The 16,442-nt window shown below is 70.6% G+C and carries 12 protein-coding genes; 10 read left to right on the top strand and 2 right to left on the bottom strand.

The genetic code is table 11. The annotated features are described in order from the left end of the window. Positions 1 to 85: 85 nt before the first annotated feature. The 5 genes from ACFY30_RS15520 (at position 86) to ACFY30_RS15500 (ending at position 8,324) form a co-directional block, all read left to right on the top strand. Positions 86 to 1,648 carry an alkaline phosphatase D family protein gene (locus tag ACFY30_RS15520; RefSeq protein WP_390845699.1) on the top strand — a complete coding sequence of 521 codons (1,563 nt, stop codon included), beginning with the start codon at positions 86 to 88 and terminating at the stop codon, positions 1,646 to 1,648. An 87-nt stretch (positions 1,649 to 1,735) separates the two neighbouring features. After that, positions 1,736 to 2,947 (top strand): hypothetical protein, encoded by a 1,212-nt coding sequence (locus ACFY30_RS15515; RefSeq protein WP_390845698.1) that lies wholly within the window; start codon positions 1,736 to 1,738, stop codon positions 2,945 to 2,947. Between the two features lie 226 nt (positions 2,948 to 3,173). Beyond that, a complete protein-coding gene (locus ACFY30_RS15510; RefSeq protein ID WP_390655305.1) occupies positions 3,174 to 4,673 on the top strand; it encodes an SDR family NAD(P)-dependent oxidoreductase in 1,500 nt (499 codons plus the stop codon). Positions 4,674 to 4,831: 158 nt separating this feature from the next. Then, entirely contained in the window at positions 4,832 to 6,922 is a 2,091-nt protein-coding gene (locus ACFY30_RS15505) for a hypothetical protein (protein WP_390845697.1), read from the top strand. Between the two features lie 175 nt (positions 6,923 to 7,097). Continuing rightward, positions 7,098 to 8,324, top strand: coding sequence for a glycosyltransferase family 2 protein (locus ACFY30_RS15500; RefSeq protein WP_390845696.1), 1,227 nt, complete (start codon positions 7,098 to 7,100; stop codon positions 8,322 to 8,324). A gap of 103 nt (positions 8,325 to 8,427) precedes the next feature. Here the strand turns inward: ACFY30_RS15500 and ACFY30_RS15495 are convergent, their stop codons facing one another. Continuing rightward, on the bottom strand, positions 8,428 to 9,831 hold the full coding sequence (locus tag ACFY30_RS15495; protein WP_390845695.1) for a polysaccharide pyruvyl transferase family protein: 1,404 nt from the start codon (positions 9,829 to 9,831) through the stop codon (positions 8,428 to 8,430). A 235-nt stretch (positions 9,832 to 10,066) separates the two neighbouring features. On the opposite strand from ACFY30_RS15495, the gene proB reads away from it, so the two are divergent. From proB to ACFY30_RS15470, 5 genes are all read left to right on the top strand, one after another. Next, positions 10,067 to 11,173 (top strand): glutamate 5-kinase, encoded by a 1,107-nt coding sequence (gene proB / locus ACFY30_RS15490; protein ID WP_390845751.1) that lies wholly within the window; start codon positions 10,067 to 10,069, stop codon positions 11,171 to 11,173. 161 nt (positions 11,174 to 11,334) lie between these two features. Beyond that, complete coding sequence (locus tag ACFY30_RS15485) at positions 11,335 to 11,856, top strand: hypothetical protein (RefSeq protein WP_390845694.1); 522 nt, start codon at positions 11,335 to 11,337, stop codon at positions 11,854 to 11,856. Positions 11,857 to 11,938: 82 nt separating this feature from the next. Continuing rightward, entirely contained in the window at positions 11,939 to 13,225 is a 1,287-nt protein-coding gene (locus tag ACFY30_RS15480; RefSeq protein ID WP_390845693.1) for a glutamate-5-semialdehyde dehydrogenase, read from the top strand. Positions 13,226 to 13,339: 114 nt separating this feature from the next. Then, positions 13,340 to 13,921 (top strand): hypothetical protein, encoded by a 582-nt coding sequence (locus ACFY30_RS15475; RefSeq protein ID WP_390845692.1) that lies wholly within the window; start codon positions 13,340 to 13,342, stop codon positions 13,919 to 13,921. 122 nt (positions 13,922 to 14,043) lie between these two features. Further along, entirely contained in the window at positions 14,044 to 15,114 is a 1,071-nt protein-coding gene (locus ACFY30_RS15470) for a hypothetical protein (RefSeq protein WP_390845691.1), read from the top strand. A gap of 77 nt (positions 15,115 to 15,191) precedes the next feature. On the opposite strand, the gene ACFY30_RS15465 is transcribed toward ACFY30_RS15470, so the two are convergent. Further along, a complete protein-coding gene (locus ACFY30_RS15465; protein WP_390845750.1) occupies positions 15,192 to 16,310 on the bottom strand; it encodes a M48 family metallopeptidase in 1,119 nt (372 codons plus the stop codon). Positions 16,311 to 16,442 lie beyond the last annotated feature (132 nt).

Below are 16,442 nucleotides of genomic sequence, written 5' to 3'. Positions count from 1 at the left end.
CGCGATTCTCTGTTCAGCAGGGTGACTGGCTGCCCATGCCACCTTCTTTGCGTCAAGACGCCAGTGACGCAAGGGAGTTCCCCCCATGGCCGCCGGAACCGACCGACTCGCGTCCCCCGACCGCCGCCGTCTCCTCACCGCCGGCGCCGCCGTCCTCGGTGCCGCGGCCTCCGCCCAGCTGTGGGTGCCCGCCACCGCGCACGCCGCCGCGACCACCCTGCCGGAGAACGTGTTCAGCCTCGGCGTGGCCTCCGGCGACCCGCTGCCCGACGGGGTCGTCCTGTGGACGCGCCTCGCCCCCGAGCCGCTGAACGGCGGCGGGATGCCGCAACAGAACGTGGCCGTGCAGTGGGAGATCTCGCCCGACCCGCGGTTCGCCTCCTCCGTGCGCCGGGGCACCGCCACCGCCCGGCCCGAGTACGGGCACAGCGTTCATGTGGATGTACGAGGACTGAAGCCGGGCCGCGACTACTGGTACCGCTTCCGCGCCGGCGGCCGGATCTCCCCGGCCGGCCGTACCCGTACCGCGCCCCGGCCCCTCGCCTCGGGCGGCTCGCTGCGCCTCGCGCTCGCCTCCTGCCAGAACTGGCAGCACGGCTACTTCACGCCGTACGCCGACATGCTCGCGCAGGACCCGGACGTCGTCCTCTTCGTCGGCGACTACATCTACGAGTCGGGGCCCTCCGCGACGGCCGTGCGGCGCCACGAGGGGAGCGGCGAGCCGTACACGCTCACGCAGTACCGCAACCGGTACGCCCAGTACCGCGGCGACCCCGATCTGCAGCGGATGCACGCCCGCGCGCCCTGGGTGGTCACCTTCGACGACCACGAGGTGGACAACGACTTCGCCGGGGAGGTCCCGCAGGACCCCGACAAGCAGACGCACGACGCGTTCACGGCCCGGCTGACCGCTGCCTACCAGGCGTACTACGAACACATGCCGGTCCGTGCCACGGCGATCCCGAACGGCCCGCACATCCGGATGTACCGCGCCCTGCGGTTCGGCCGCCTCGCCCGGCTCAACGTGCTGGACACCCGGCAGTACCGCAGCGACCAGGCCGTCAGTCAGGAGGGCGCCCAGGACCCGGCGCTCACCATGCTGGGCGCCGCGCAGAAGCGGTGGCTGACCGACGGGCTGAGGAACTCGGACACCCGCTGGAACCTGGTCGCCTCGCAGATCATGATGGCGGAGACCGACCTGCTGGCCGGGCCGGGCAAGCTCTGGTACTACGACGCGTGGGACGGCTACCAGGCCGAACGCGACGCGCTGCTCGGGGAGCTGGCCTCGGTGCGCAACCCGGTGGTGCTCAGCGGCGACCGGCACCTCACCATGATCAGCGACCTGAAACGGGACTTCGCCGACCCGTCCTCCGCGGTCGTCGGCGCCGAGTTCGTCGGTACGTCGATCTCCAGCAACGGCGACCAGGACCAGGCCGCCTTCCACGCCCAGTGGGACCCGCTGAAGGCCGGCAACCCGCACTGGAAGCTGATCGACGCCCACCGGGGCTACCACCTCTTCGACATCCGCGAGGACGCCGTCGACGCACAGGTCCGGGTCGTCAGCACCGTCCTGAAGACGCAGGCGACGGCCCGCACCCTGGCGAGGTTCCGGGTCGCGGACGGCAGGCCGGGCGTCCACAAGGTGTGAAACCGGTGTGACCGGAGCCTGGGACTCATCTGTGCCCCAGGCTCCTCTCAGTGAACCCTAAGGAACGTCTCTTACCGTCCCTTGACCATGGAGACGGACTGTACGAGAGACGACCCCCCGGTGAACGCGCCCGCTGAGCGGACTCCGCCGTGCGCGCAGCCGGCCCCGCTGCCCGCCGGCACCCGGCTGCTGCACATCGGCCCGCACAAGACCGGGACCACCTCGATCCAGGGCGCCCTCTTCGACGCCAAGGACAGGATGCCGGCCTACGGCGTCGAGTTCCCGGCCACGAGCAGGCACCCCATGCAGGCCGTGCTCGCGGCCTGCTCCCGGGGCGGGATGATCGGTGACACCACGCCCACCGAACGGCACTGGGAACAGTTCCTGGAGCAGGTGCGCGCCACGGGCGCGAAGACCTCCGTGATCAGCAGCGAGTTCTTCGCGGACGCGCCGGACGGCGCCACCGTCGAGCGGGTCGTGGGGCAGCTCGGCGGCGACCGCGTGCACGTCCTGGTCACGCTGCGGCCGCTGGCGAGAATCATGCCGTCGCAGTGGCAGCAGTACGTGCAGAACGGGCTGCGCATGGGCTACGAGGACTGGCTGGAACACATGCTCCGCAAGGCCCCCTACGAGAAGCCCAATCCGAGTTTCTGGCGGCGGCACCGGCACGACCGGCTGATCGAGCGCTGGGTGCGGGTGGTCGGCGCCGACCGGGTCACCGTCGTCGTGGTCGACGACCGGGACCGCGAGGGGCTGATGCGCACCTTCGAGACCCTTCTCGGTCTCCCGGACCGTCTCCTGCGGCCGGTTCCGGACACCGCGAATCGTTCGCTCACCCTCGCCGAGACCGAAATGCTGCGGAATCTTAATAAGGAATTCCGGGGCAATGGCCTGCCGGACGAGCTTTATTCGAAACTTATTCGCAACGGCGCGGTCATGCATATGAAGAACGCGTGCAGCCCCGCGTCGCACGACGTGAAGATCTCCACCCCGGCCTGGGCGGTGGAGGCGGCCGCGGAGATCGGCGCCGAGATGGCCGGACGCATCACCGCGATGGGCGTACGCGTCATCGGCGATCCGGAGCTGCTGTCCGCCGCGCCGGAACCGGCCGTCGGTGCCACGTCGGCGGAGGTCCGGATCGCGCCCGAGGTGGCCGCTCAGGCCCTGTACGGGGCGCTCGCGGCGGTGGCCGCGGCTCCTGTGGCGCGGGCCGGAGCGCGCGGGGTGCACCAGACTTCGTCCAAGGAACTCGTGAAAGTCCTCGGCCGCCGCTGTCTCAAGAGGCTGCGCCGCCACTGAACGCACCTCGTCGTCACTCTCAGGTATCACTTACTCCCTGTGGAGTTACTCACAGGATTTCCGGGGGCATCCTCACGGGTCCCCCGGGCGTCTTACCAATCACCAGCGGTTCAAGGTGAATGGCGGGTAGCGCGCACATATGCAGCGAAGGGCGCTCACCTTGCATCGCGGTAACCGCAAGTGGGACCATTTCCCCGTTCCCTGTCGCCCCAAGGTAGGTCTTCTGGTGTCCCAGCACATAGCCAAGCCCCGTACGACCGCAGTGATCCTGGCCGGCGGTACCGGTCAGCGCGTGGGTCTGTCGATCCCCAAGCAGCTGCTGAAGATCGCAGGCAAGGCCGTCATAGAGCACACCCTGACCACCTTCGAGAAGGCGGACTCCGTCGACGACGTCATCGTGCTGATGGCGCCGGGCTATGTGCCCGACATCGAGAAGATCGTCGCCAAGGCCGGGTTCAAGAAGGTCTCCCGGATCATCGAGGGCGGTTCCACCCGGAACGAGACCACCGAGCGCGCCATCGCCGCCCTGGGCGAGGGCCTGGCCGAGGGCGAGGACGTCAACGTCCTCTTCCACGACGCCGTGCGCCCGCTGCTCTCGCAGCGCGTCATCGACGACTGCGTGGCGGCGCTGGAGCGTTACCAGGCCGTCGACGTCGCCATCCCGTCCGCCGACACCATCATCGTCACCCGGACGCACGGCGAGGACGGCGAGTTCATCACCGAGATCCCGGACCGCTCCCGGCTGCGCCGCGGCCAGACCCCGCAGGCCTTCAAGCTGTCCACGATCCGCCGCGCGTACGAGGTGGCGGCCGGCGACCCCAACTTCCAGGCCACGGACGACTGCACCGTCGTGCTCAAGTACCTGCCGGACGTGCCGATCCACGTCGTCGCGGGCGACGAGTACAACATGAAGGTCACTCAGCCGGTCGACGTCTTCATCGCCGACAAGCTCTTCCAGCTGGCCTCCACCGCCGCGCCCGAGCAGAACGGCGAGGAGGTCTACCGCGAGCTGCTGACCGGCAAGACCGTCGTCGTCTTCGGCGGGTCCTACGGCATCGGCAAGGACATCGCCGAGCTCGCCGAGTCCTACGGCGCCAAGGTCTACGCCCTGGGCCGCTCCACCACCGGCACGCACGTCGAGAACCCGGAGGAGGTCGACGACGCGCTGTCGAAGGCCTACAGCGAGTCCGGGCGCATCGACTACGTCGTCAACACCGCGGGCGTCCTGCGCATCGGCAAGCTGGCCGAGACCGACAACGCGACCATCGAGGAAGCGCTGAAGGTGAACTACCTCGCGCCGGTGCAGATCGCCCGTTCGGCCTACAAGTACCTCGCGGAGACGAAGGGGCAGTTGCTGCTGTACACCTCCAGCAGCTACACCCGCGGCCGCGCCGAGTACAGCCTCTACTCCTCGACCAAGGCCGCCATGGTGAACCTCACCCAGGCCCTGTCCGACGAATGGGCGGGCGACGGCATCCGGGTGAACTGCGTGAACCCGGAGCGCACGGCCACCCCCATGCGCACCAAGGCCTTCGGCCAGGAGCCCGCGGGCACCCTGCTCTCCTCCGAGGCCGTCGCCCGCACCTCGCTCGACGTGCTGCTCTCCGAGCTCACCGGGCACGTCATCGACGTCCGCCAGCAGGACCCCACGGCGGCGGCCGGCAAGGCCACCGGCTTCGAGCAGGCCCTGGCCTCGGTGCTCGACCGGCAGGACGGCGTGGCATAATCTCCCGCAAATAGCCATTGAATTTCAGGCCTCTGTGGCTCCCTGTTTACGGAGAATTCACAGGGGCCTGAATCCGTAAAACTCCCGAAACCTTCACAAAGGATTTTCCGGACTTTTAGGCTTCTATGACCGGCACCCCTCCCAGAGCAGGTTTCTCCGTGATATCCACTGCCATTCGCGTGGCCCGAGTGGGCAGCGCGGCCGAACTGGCCGCGGCGGTCCTCATGATGCTGGGCTACCCCTGCCTCATGCTGGCCGCGCTCGTCCCGAGCACCCCCGCCTTCGCCGCCGCGGCCGCCGTGACGTACCTGGCGGACCTTTATCTCCATCGCAAGGGCACCTACCTCATCAACCTGCTGAACAAGGTGAGGGCCGGCCTGTCCACGCGGTTCCTGGTCCGCGAGCTGCTGCTCATCCTGCTGCTGGCCCGGCTCGGCCTCTCGGAGGAGCCGGTCTTCTACGCGGCGATCGCCTGCTTCACGATCTTCTTCGGCCTCCAGGCCCCGCACGGCGCCCTGGTCACCCTGATCGGCAAGCGCCGCCAGATGCCCGTCGTGACTCGCAACGTCGACCTGGCCTCCCGGCTGACCATCCCGGACGCCCCGCCGCGCCGCCTGCTCACCAGGGCCGGGCAGAAGATGCTCCACCTGGACCTCGCGGCCACCGCCGGCCTGCTCGTCTGCGCGCTCACCGGCAGCGACCTCGCCGGATACGTGGGCGTCGGCGTCACCCTGGTCCTCGGCGCCCTGTACGTGGCCCTGCTGGTGCCGCACCTGCGCGCCCGCCGCCTGCCGCCGAAGCCCGACAAGGTCCTGGCCACGGTCAGCGCCTGGCTGCGCGAGTACCGCCCGGAGACGGTCCTGTACTTCTCCGGATCCAAGGACTCCGCCTACCAGGTCAACATGTGGCTGGAGACCATGGAGCAGCTGGACTCCCGGCCCCTGATCATCCTGCGTGAGCGTTCCGTCCTGGAGCGGATGGCGCCCACCACGGTCCCCGTCATCTGCGTGCCCGGGGGGGTGCACCTGATGAACATGGACCTCTCCATGGTGCGGGTCACGCTGTACGCCGCGAACGTCGGCAAGAACATCCACATGCTGCGCGTGCCCACCATGAAGCACGTCTTCATCGGTCACGGCGACAGCGACAAGCTCGCCAGCGTCAACCCGTTCAGCAAGGTGTACGACGAGGTGTGGACCGCCGGCCGGGCCGGCCGCGACCGCTACGCCATCGCCGACGTCGGCATCCGCGACGAGGACATCGTGGAGGTCGGCCGCCCGCAGCTCGCGCCGATCGAGACGTGGAAGGGCGCGCCGAAGGACCGCATCCCGACGATCCTGTACGCGCCCACCTGGGAGGGCTGGGACGACAACCCGGGCAACACCTCGATCCTGCTGGCCGGCGAGAACATCGTGAAGAAGCTGGTCGCCGCCGAGCCCCCGGTCCGGGTCCTGTACAAACCGCACCCGTTCACCGGCACCCGCAGCGCCCGGGCCGGGGCCGCGCACCGCCGGATCACGGCCCTGATCAAGAAGGCCGCCGAGCAGCGCGCCGCCGACTCCCGCTTCACGGCGGACGCGGCCGCGCAGACCAGGGCCAAGGCCGACCTGACCCGCCTCAAGGCCCGCCTGGACGACCTCTCGCTCTCCTTCGACGAGAAGGCCGACGAGGCGGTGACCAGCCGCGACGGCATCGTCGACATGCGCAAGCACGAGGAGGCCGCCCGGCTGCGCGCCGAGTGGAACGCCGCCTACTGGCGGACCTTCCCCGACTTCGAGCACCGGGTGATCACCGGCGCAGAACCGCGCCTGTACGACTGCTTCAACGCCTCCGAGGCGATGGTCTCCGACATCTCCAGCGTGGTCTCCGACTTCATCGCGAGCGGCAAGCCGTACGCGGTCACGGACTCCGCCGAGCTGGGCGCGGAGGAGTTCAGGCGGCAGAACACCGCGGTGCGCGCCGCGGTCATCCTCAGCAACAGCGCCGCCGAGCTGGACCAGCTGCTCGACGCGGTGCGCGACCCGGCCGCCGACGCGCTGGCCGAGGACCGCAAGGAGCTCAAGGAGTACCTGCTCGGCCCCGACGAGCCGACCTCCCTCGACCAGTTCAACACCGCGATCGCCAACCTGGCCCTCAAGGCCGAGGCGCGCAACGTCGGCCAGGAGTCCCGGGCCGCCGCGGCGGAGGGCGCGACCGACGGCGGGACCGGCGGGGGCGCGGAACTGCCCCATGGTGTTACGGCCGGCTGACGCCCGTATTTCGAAAGGCCCGGTCCCCGGAGACGCGCTCCGGGGACCGGGCCTTTCGGGCATTCTGTGAGCTGGAACACGTGTCCGGGCCGGAGCAACCTGTTCAACGGGTCAACCGTCTACCGAGTATCTGAAGAGTTGACTGGGGGGAACCGTTGCGTGATGAGAGGGAAAAGTGACGCTTGCGCAGCCTGACGTCACGGTGGTCATCGGGGCGTACGAAGCGATGCCGTACCTGATCGAGTGCCTGGCATCGGTCGAGGCACAGACGCTGGACCCGGCGCGGATCGAGGTCATCGCCGTCGACGACGGCTCCAAGGACGGCACGGGGGACTACCTGGAGGAGTTCGCCGCCCGGGCCCCCATGGCGGTGACCGTGATCCGGCAGGAGAACTCCGGCGGCCCCAGCGGCCCGCGCAACGTGGGCCTGACCAAGGCCACCGGCCGGTACGTGTTCTTCCTCGACGCCGACGACCGGCTCGGCGCCGAGGCGCTGGAGCGGATGGTCGCGATGGCCGACCGCAACGGCACGGACGTCGTGCTCGGCAAGGTCGAGGGCGTCAACCGCAACGCACCCAAGTCGATGTGGGGGAAGAACCGCGACCGTACGGACGTGTTCTCCTCCAACATCAAGTTCACGCTGAGCGCGCAGAAGCTGTTCCGCCGGGCCTTCCTGGAGCGCCACGGCATGCGTTTCGACGAGTCCCTGTGGACCGGCGAGGACGCGCTGTTCACCATGGAGGCCTATCTGCGGGCCGACGGCGTCTCCATAGTCGCCGACTACACCTGCTACTACCTGGTGGGCCGCGACGACGGCAAGCACGTGACCAAGAGCGGCAGTTACAAGCTGCGCTTCGACTCCGCGCGCGCCCTGATGGGCCTGCTGGAGCGGATGCTCCCGCCCGGACCCAAGCGGGACGTGCTCATGGTCCGCCCCTTCCTCGTCACGCTGCTCCCTCAGTTCGGACCGGTCTTCCTCCGGCAGGACGAGGCGATCAGGCGCACCAAGTTCGAGCTGGCCAAGCCGCTGATGGACGCCTACTGGAACGAGGGCGTCGCGCAGCGCCTCAAGGTCCACGAGCGAGTGCGGCTGCAGCTGGTGGCCATGGAGCGGCCGGACCTTCTGGTGGAGGTCCTGGAGTTCATGAAGGCGGGGAGCGAGCCCAGGCCCGTCCTGAGGAAGGGCGGCACCCAGCTCTACCTCGCCTACCCGGGCTACCGCTCGCGCAAGGCCCGTGTGCCCGACCGCGTCTACCTCGCCGAACCGCGCGAGGCCAAGGCCTACCCGGGCTGGCGCCAGACCCCGGCCGAGACCTTCCTGCGCGGCGCCACCCGCAAGGTGCGGCGCAAGCTGCGGCGGCTGAAGAAGCGCGTGACCCGACCGCGCGGCAGGACGGACTGAGAGGACGCGCGCGACACCGCGGAGGTGAGACCGCAGGTGTCCGCACGAGGGAGAAGGCCCGGTCCCGTGGAGGGGACCGGGCCGTTCGTATACGGCGCCGGTGTTACTTCGACGGCTTCAGCGCCCGGCGCAGCGGGGCGCCCACCACGCGTCGCGCACGGCGGTAGATCGAGGGCGCCGGCACGGCCGCGACGGCCTTGGCGGCCGCCTTCGCCCCCGCCACCCGGGACTTCGCCAGCTCCCGCTTCAACTGCGCGTTGGTGGTGTCCAGTTCGGTGATGCGCTGCTGCAGCCAGCCGAACCGGCTCGTCAGCGAGGCGAGGTCCGCGTCGTTCCAGGGGCGCACGCCCGCCGGGAAGTCGAGCCCCCGCAGCTTCTCCTCGAAGGCCGCGCCGCCGTCGCCGTGGGTGAAGGTGTTCTCCAGCCCGTTCTTGTCCAGGAACGAGGTGAACCGGTCGAACCGCTCGCGGTGGTTGCCGGTCAGGGCGCCGAAGTCGGCCTCCTCGTACAGCTCGGCCGGGTCGAGGTCGTCGGGCACCTCGCTGAGCAGGCGGTGCGGGATCTCGAAGTACCGGCACAGCTCGAGCGTGCGCGAGTCGAAGGCCAGCACGGTGGCCGGCGTGCCGGCCAGCAGCGCCGCGATGTTGCCGTGGATGCGCGAGCCGAACGAGTAGTCGTACTCCTTGAGGTCCTCGATCCAGGTGACCGGGTCGATGTACACCCGGACCTTGTCCTCCCGGTACATCGGGTGGTCGGGGTGGGTCGGCATCTCCCGGACCCGGCCCGCCGGGGAGTCGACGTCGCGCCAGTAGAGCTGGCGGGCGTCGGTGAGGTTCTGTCCTATGTAGCGCAGGTTCGGGTAGTTCTGGTGGGTCCGGGCGATGATCTTGCCCAGGCCGCCGCGCACCGCGGTGTGCGAACCGTTGGTCGAGATCCTCGACTCGCGGGTGAGCGACGCCGCCCGCTTCTCCACCGTGAGGGTGTCGCCGTGCATGAACAGCGACGGGCAGCCGATGGTCTCGACGTCCGAGAAGCCCATGTCGGTGAGGTACTTCGCGGTGAACTCGCCGCGGACGCCGATGGAGGCGCTGCGGTCCAGGACCGCGGAGACGAACGCCCGGACGGTGGGCTCCATGGCCTTCAGCCGCGCCGGGTCGTTGTCCAGGCCGGCCTGCGCGCCGACGCCGAGCACCACCACGGGGATCTTCAGCTTCGAGATGAGCTGCGTCAGCCGCTTGAGCGGGCCCTCGAACGTCGGCCGGAAGGCGTTGGCCAGCGGCACGACGAACGCGTCGTACTCCTCGTTGATCCGGGCGGCGGCGTTGGTCTGCGTCGCGATGCCGTTGGACACGACCTCCGTGCTGCCGGGCACGGTGAGGATCTTGTGGGCCGCGTCGCTGAAGATCAGATTGCCGGCGTTGGTGGCGAAAACATCGCGGTGGAGGGCTTCCTCGACGGGGACCACGTCGAAGGGGCTCTTCCCCGACCTGAGGAGTATGCGCTTCACAGGGCGAACTGTAGGTGACACAAACTTCAAAATAAATTTGTATTCCCTTCAGATTCCATGTGGAACCGGCACAACCTTTTTGCCGTACGCAAAGCGTGAGCAAACGGTTACGGGGAGATGCTCGTCCGGGGAGTGGAACTCGCGCGCGGTCCGAGGGGCGTTCGCGTAGATTGCCAGAGGAGTCGGCTAGCTGCGCGAGGGGACGAAGAACAAGGTGGCAGGGGCAAGGCAGGCGGTGGGCGAGGCCCGCAGGATCGTCGTCAAGGTGGGCTCCTCGTCGCTGACCACCGCCTCCGGCGGCCTGGACGCCGACCGCGTCGACGCGCTCGTCGACGTCCTCGCCAAGAGCCGCAGCGGGGGAGAACGTGAGATTGTTCTCGTCTCCTCCGGCGCCATCGCCGCCGGTCTCGCACCGCTGGGCCTGCGCCGCCGCCCCAAGGACCTGGCCCGCCAGCAGGCCGCCGCCAGTGTCGGCCAGGGCCTGCTCGTCGCCCGCTACACCGCCTCCTTCGCCCGCTACGGCGTCCGCGTCGGCCAGGTGCTGCTCACCAGTGACGACATGAGCCGCCGGGCCCACCACCGCAACGCCTCGCGCACCCTCGACAAGCTGCTCGCGATGGGCGCGTTCCCCGTCGTCAACGAGAACGACACCGTCGCCACCGACGAGATCCGCTTCGGCGACAACGACCGGCTCGCCGCCCTCGTCGCCCACCTCGTCCACGCCGACCTGCTCGTCCTGCTCTCCGACGTGGACGGCGTCTACGACGGTGACCCCAGCAAGCCGGGCACCTCACGGATCGCCCAGGTGCGCGGCCCCGGGGACCTCGCGCACGTCGAGATCGGCAGCGCCGGCAAGGCCGGTGTGGGCACCGGCGGCATGGTCACCAAGGTCGAGGCCGCCCGGATCGCGGCCGCGGCCGGCATCCCGGTGGTGCTCACCAGCGCCGTCCACGCCGCCGACGCGCTCGCCGGCGGCGACACCGGCACCTACTTCCACCCCACCGGCAAGCGCTCCGCCGACCGGCTGCTGTGGCTGCAGCACGCCTCGACCCCGCAGGGCTCGCTGACGCTGGACGACGGCGCGGTGCGCGCGGTCGTCGAGCGGCGCACCTCGCTGCTGCCGGCCGGGATCGCCGGCGTCGAGGGGGAGTTCAGCGCGGGTGACCCCGTCGAGCTGCGCGACACCGCCGGGCACGCGGTGGCCCGCGGCCTCGTCAACTTCGACGCCAGGGAGATCCCCCGGCTGATCGGGCGGTCCACCCGCGAACTGGCGCGCGAGCTGGGCGCGGAGTACGAGCGGGAGGTCGTCCACCGCGACGACCTGGTGATCCTGCACCCCTGAGGCCGTCGAACGGCTGTCTCCCGAGGGTCTCGAACGGTCCGTACCGGTGGGGGACGTTCCGTGAAACCGCCCCAAGGAGCCGTGCGGCCTGCTCAACTTTGTCTCAGTGACACGAACCCGCGGGACACGTTCCGCACGAGCGCTGCGTAAAGGAGGCCGTCGTGAGACGAGTGCGCCCTGGGGTGGCGGCGGCCCGTGGGAGTACGAGCACCGGCCGGGACGGCGCGGCCGGCGTGGCGCCCTCGAGGGCGCCCGGTGAGGAGCGGGCCCTGACGAGCGTGGCGACGGGGGAGCGGTACCGCGCCGAGGAGCGCGAAGGGGGGAGCGTACGCCCCGCGGATGCGCCCCGGCTCTGGCACGTCACCCTGAGCGTCTCCGGCGAGGAGGCTCCGCTCAAGGAGGTCCGGCGCGCCCTGGAACAGCTCGCCCACGACCACCCCTTCCTCCTGACCAGCAGATACGCCCCCGACCACGCGGAGATCCGGTACTGGGAGGAGGCCCGCGACCTGCATGACGCGGCCGCCGTCGCCCTGCGGCTGTGGGGCGAGCACCGCCAGACGGCCGGGCTGCCGCCCTGGGAGATCGTCGGCCTCGAGGTCATCGACCGCCAGACCTACCACCAGCGCATCGCCGAGGGGTACGGCCCGGCGCCGGCGACACCGGTGGGTGTGCATCCTTTTTGACCCCGTCGACGGCGTCTCGCCGGGTGTCTCGGGGTGTGGGATGAAGCGTGGACGGGCCCGCCCGGCGCACTACCCTTCCCGTATGACCACGCTCTCGCCGTACGACTCCATGTCCCCGGTCACCCAGGCCGCCTACCGCGCCAAGGCGGCCGCCGCCGACCTCGCGCCGCTGCCCCGGGCCGCCAAGGACGACGCGCTCCTCGCCATCGCGGACGCGCTGGAGGTCCGTACGAGCGAGATCGTCGAGGCCAACGCCCGTGACATCGCCAAGGCCCGCGAGGCCGGCACCAGCGAGGCGATCGTCGACCGGCTCACCCTCACCCCGGAGCGGGTGCGCGCCATCGCCTCCGACGTCCGGGACGTCGTCGCGCTGCCCGACCCGGTCGGCGAGGTCGTCCGCGGGTCCACCCTCCCCAACGGCATCGACCTGCGCCAGGTCCGCGTCCCGCTCGGCGTCGTGGGCATCATCTACGAGGCCCGCCCGAACGTGACGGTGGACGCCGCGGCCCTGTGCCTGAAGTCCGGCAACGCGGTCCTGCTGCGCGGCTCCGGCTCCGCCTACGAGTCGAACACCGCCCTGGTCCGGGTGATCCGGGACGCGGTCGGCGGCGCCGGGCTGCCCGCCGACGCCGTGCAGCTGGTGCCGGGCGAGGGCCGGGAGAGCGTGCGCGAGCTGATGCGCGCCCGCGGCCTGGTCGACGTGCTGATCCCGCGCGGCGGCGCCTCGCTGATCCAGACGGTCGTCTCCGAGTCCACCGTTCCGGTGATCGAGACCGGCACCGGCAACTGCCATGTCTACGTCGACGCCCACGCCGACCTCGACATGGCGGTCGACATCCTGATCAACTCCAAGGCCCAGCGGGTCAGCGTGTGCAACGCCGCCGAGACCCTCCTGGTCCACCAGGACATCGCCCCCGAGTTCCTGCCCCGGGCCCTGGACGCCCTCGCCGAGGCCGGCGTCACCGTCCACGCCGACGAGCGGGTCATGGCGTACGCCAAGGACTCCAAGGCGACCGTCGTGGAGGCCACGGCCGAGGACTGGGAGACCGAGTACCTCTCCTACGACATCGCGGCGGCGGTCGTCGACTCGCTCGACAAGGCCGTGGAGCACATCCGGCTGTGGACCTCCGGCCACACCGAGGCGATCGTCACCACCTCCCAGCAGGCCGCCCGCCGCTTCACCCAGCTGGTGGACTCCACCACGGTCGCCGTGAACGCCTCCACCCGCTTCACCGACGGCGGCCAGTTCGGCTTCGGCGCGGAGATCGGCATCTCCACCCAGAAGCTGCACGCCCGCGGCCCGATGGGCCTGCCGGAGCTGACCAGCACCAAGTACATCGTCACCGGCGACGGGCACGTACGGCGCTGATCGACCCCCTCACGGGAGGCGCGCATATGCGCCCGGCAAGCGCGTCCGGTCTGGGCGCGCGCCACGTGAGGGGCGTCTCATCTGGTGGATGAATTTCCGTACCGTCTGCCCAAATTGACCCCCCAGGTCTACTCTGGATCCGTGCCGGAGGACGTGGGGGGCACGCCGTTCCCTGACGGCTGGGAGCCCGACGACGACCACGACCGCGGGGTGTCGGACGAAGAGTTCGCCTCCGTGGTCTTCGACGAGGCCTTCGTACAGGCGGCCGTGGTGCACGAGCCGACCGCCGTCGAACGCCTCCTGGCCGCCGCCGAGGCGAGAGCCGAGGCCGAGGCCCGCCGGTCCCGCGCCCGCGGCGACCGCTACGACGACGGGTACGGCCCCGGCGATCTCGGCCATGATCCCGATCTCGACGAGCTGGACGACTCCGACTACCCGGACGGGCGCTACGCCACCGGGCCCTACGGCCGACAGGTCCGCTGGCACCGCCCCGTCGCCTGGATGCTCGCCGTCGTCATGGGCGTCGGCATGGTCGCGCTGGCCTTCGCCGCGGTCTACCGGGGCGCCTCCTCGAGCAGCCGGGACCAGGTGCCGCCGCCCGCCACCAGCGGGCTGGAGCAGGGGAGCGCCGCGCCGCCCTCCGCGTCCGCCGAGCACTCCCCGACACCCGTCCCGGCGGTTCCCCGCACCCCCTGAGGAAAGGGGCCGGGCAAGGGCCGTACAGGGTCCGTCCGGCGCGTCGAACCTGGTGAGAACCTGTCAGAAGTTGTCGCGCAGCGGGGCGTTTACCCGGGCTCCGCGCGACCTACTCTGAAAGTATGGCCGGGCCTGGAGACCCACCGGAGGGGACACCCGAGGGCGCTTCCGGAGGTGGCGAGGACGAGTACCGATCCGTCGTCTTCGACGAATCGTTCGTCCGTGCTGCCCGTCTGCAGGAGTACTCGGCCCAGGAGCGCATGGCCGACCACACGCCCGCCGTGCGCCGCCGCCCGCCCCTGCGCCGGGGCCTGTCCCGGCAGGCGCTGATCCTGGTCCTGCTGATCGCCCTGGCCTTCGGCACCGCCATCTACATGGGCGTCCGCAACCCCTACCAGAACTCCGCGACGCGCCGGCCCGTGGAGCCCCTGCGGATGACCGTCATCCCGCTCGCCCCGCAGGGCGCCGTGCCCGGCACCGCCGACGCCGAGTCGCTGTTCGAGCACAGCCCCGCCGCGCAGTTCCGCATCGGCGCCGAGGGGATTCCGCTGCCGGCCTCCCGGAGCACCGCGCACTTCTCCGACAGCCAGGTCGTCACCGCCCTGACCACCGCCAAGGAGTACCTCGTGCGCTCCTCCCTCTACCCGGAGGTGCTCACCGGGCAGGAGGTGCAGCCGGTGCGCGGGCTGATCGACGCCGCGCAGCTCGACCAGTTCGACGAGAGCTTCAGCCACCCGGCCGCCGACGGCCGGCACGCGCCGACCGGCTGGCTGGTGCGCTTCGACCCGTCCCAGGCGGAGCTGGCCGACCGCAGCGTCCGGGTCCAGGGCACCCTGACGGCCGCCGAGACCGACTCCTCCACCCTGGAGGTCACCGCGGACCACACCTTCGTGTACGCCCTGCGGCCGGCCGGCGCCGAGGCGAAGTCGCCGGCCTCCCTGTTCACCGTCCGCCGCGAACTGCACTTCCGCTTCGACCGCGCCGACCTGCGCACCCACCAGACGCAGCTGATCGTGGCCTACGTCCAGGCGGGCCCGCTCTCCTGCGCCGAGGACTCCACCAACCATCTGCGGCCCCTCCTGGCCGGCCAGACCGCCAAGGCGGGCGCCCCGGCCGGCACCGACCCCTACGCCACGGGCAGCGCGACGGCCCTGTGCGGCTCACTGGCGACCAGCGCCCAGCCGAAGGTGTGAGGCCGGGCGACGGACGCGCAGGAGCCGCCAGGAGCCGGACCGCGGGGGAGCCGCCGGATCTCGGACCGCGGGGGCCGTCAGTCCTCGGACCGCGGAGGTGTGTCGTCCGAGCCGTTCCTCGGGGAGCCGTCCGAGGGGGCGTCCGAGGAGGGCGAGCCGGTGAAGCCGTCGAAGCCGCGCCGGACCCGGCCGCCCAGGCCGCCGGCCCCGCCGGCTATGTCGGTGACCAGCTTCATCAGCGGGTCCTTGGAGCTCTTGACGCTCGTCGCGTAGTGGGCGGCGGACTCGCGGAAGGAGTCCGAGACCGAGGTGTCCTTGTCCTCGTCCCGCCGCGGGTAGTGACCGTCCATGATCCGCTGGTAGTCGCGGGACTCGGCCCACTTCTTCAGCTCCGCCGCCCGGACCGTGGCGAAGGGGTGGGTGCGGGGCAGGACGTTCAGGATCTTCAGCACGGAGTCGCGCAGGTCGCCCCCCGCCTCGTACTCGTCCGCCTGCTGGAGGAACGCGTCCACGTTCATCTCGTGCAGGTGGTTGCCGCCCGCGAGCTTCATCAGACCGCGCATCGAGGCCCGCAGGTCCTGCCCGGCGAGCAGGCCGGCGCGGTCGGCGGACAGCTCCGACTTGCGGAACCACTCGCGCAGCGCCGTCACGATCGCCATGATCGCGATGCTGCCCAGCGGGATCCAGGCGACCCGGACGGCGAGGTTGGTCAGGAACAGCAGGATCGTGCGGTACAGGGCGTGCCCGGACAGGGCGTGGCCCACCTCGTGGCCGATGACGGCCCGCATCTCCTCCTCGTCGAGCAGCTCGACGAGCCCGGTGGTGACCACGATGATCGGCTCGTCCAGGCCGATGCACATCGCGTTCGGCTGCGGGTCCTGGTTGACGTACATCGGCGGGACCTTCTCCAGGTCCAGGATGTAACAGGCGTCCCGCAGCATGTCGTTGAGGTGCGTGAACTGCTGGTCGGAGACCCGCACCGAGTCGGACAGGAACAGCAGCCTGAGGCTCCGCTCGGGCAGCAGCCCGCTGAGCGCCTTGAACACCGTGTCGAAACCGCTCAGCTTGCGCAGCGCCACCAGGGCGGAGCGGTCGGCGGGGTGCTCGTACGCACGCGAGGAGATCCCGGGGAACCGCCTGCGCTGCCTGCTCGGCACGTTCTCGGAGCCGTTGTTCTGGCGGCCGTCGTCGGACATGTACTCCCCCATGTGCGTCTGTGTGGCCCTCGGTGGTGCGGCCCGCCCTTTGCGGACCCTTGTGCGGCCCTTTGCGCCCCCGAAGCAGAGCCCAGCCTAGGCGGAGTTACCGTGGACGGGCACCACACCGAA

It is taken from the genome of Streptomyces sp. NPDC000345 (assembly GCF_042898825.1).
GTDB lineage: Bacteria > Actinomycetota > Actinomycetes > Streptomycetales > Streptomycetaceae > Streptomyces.
Note: the sequence above shows the minus strand (reverse complement) of the source record. Positions and strands in the feature narration are given on the sequence as shown.

Excerpts from the sequence above, each read along its gene's own strand:
- ACFY30_RS15520 (WP_390845699.1), top strand. The coding sequence starts at position 86 with ATGGCCGCCGGAACCGACCGACTCGCGTCCCCCGACCGCCGCCGTCTC.
- ACFY30_RS15470 (WP_390845691.1), top strand. The coding sequence starts at position 14,044 with ATGGCCGGGCCTGGAGACCCACCGGAGGGGACACCCGAGGGCGCTTCC.
- ACFY30_RS15515 (WP_390845698.1), top strand. The coding sequence starts at position 1,736 with ATGGAGACGGACTGTACGAGAGACGACCCCCCGGTGAACGCGCCCGCT.
- ACFY30_RS15480 (WP_390845693.1), top strand. The coding sequence starts at position 11,939 with ATGACCACGCTCTCGCCGTACGACTCCATGTCCCCGGTCACCCAGGCC.
- ACFY30_RS15465 (WP_390845750.1), bottom strand. The coding sequence starts at position 16,310 with ATGTCCGACGACGGCCGCCAGAACAACGGCTCCGAGAACGTGCCGAGC.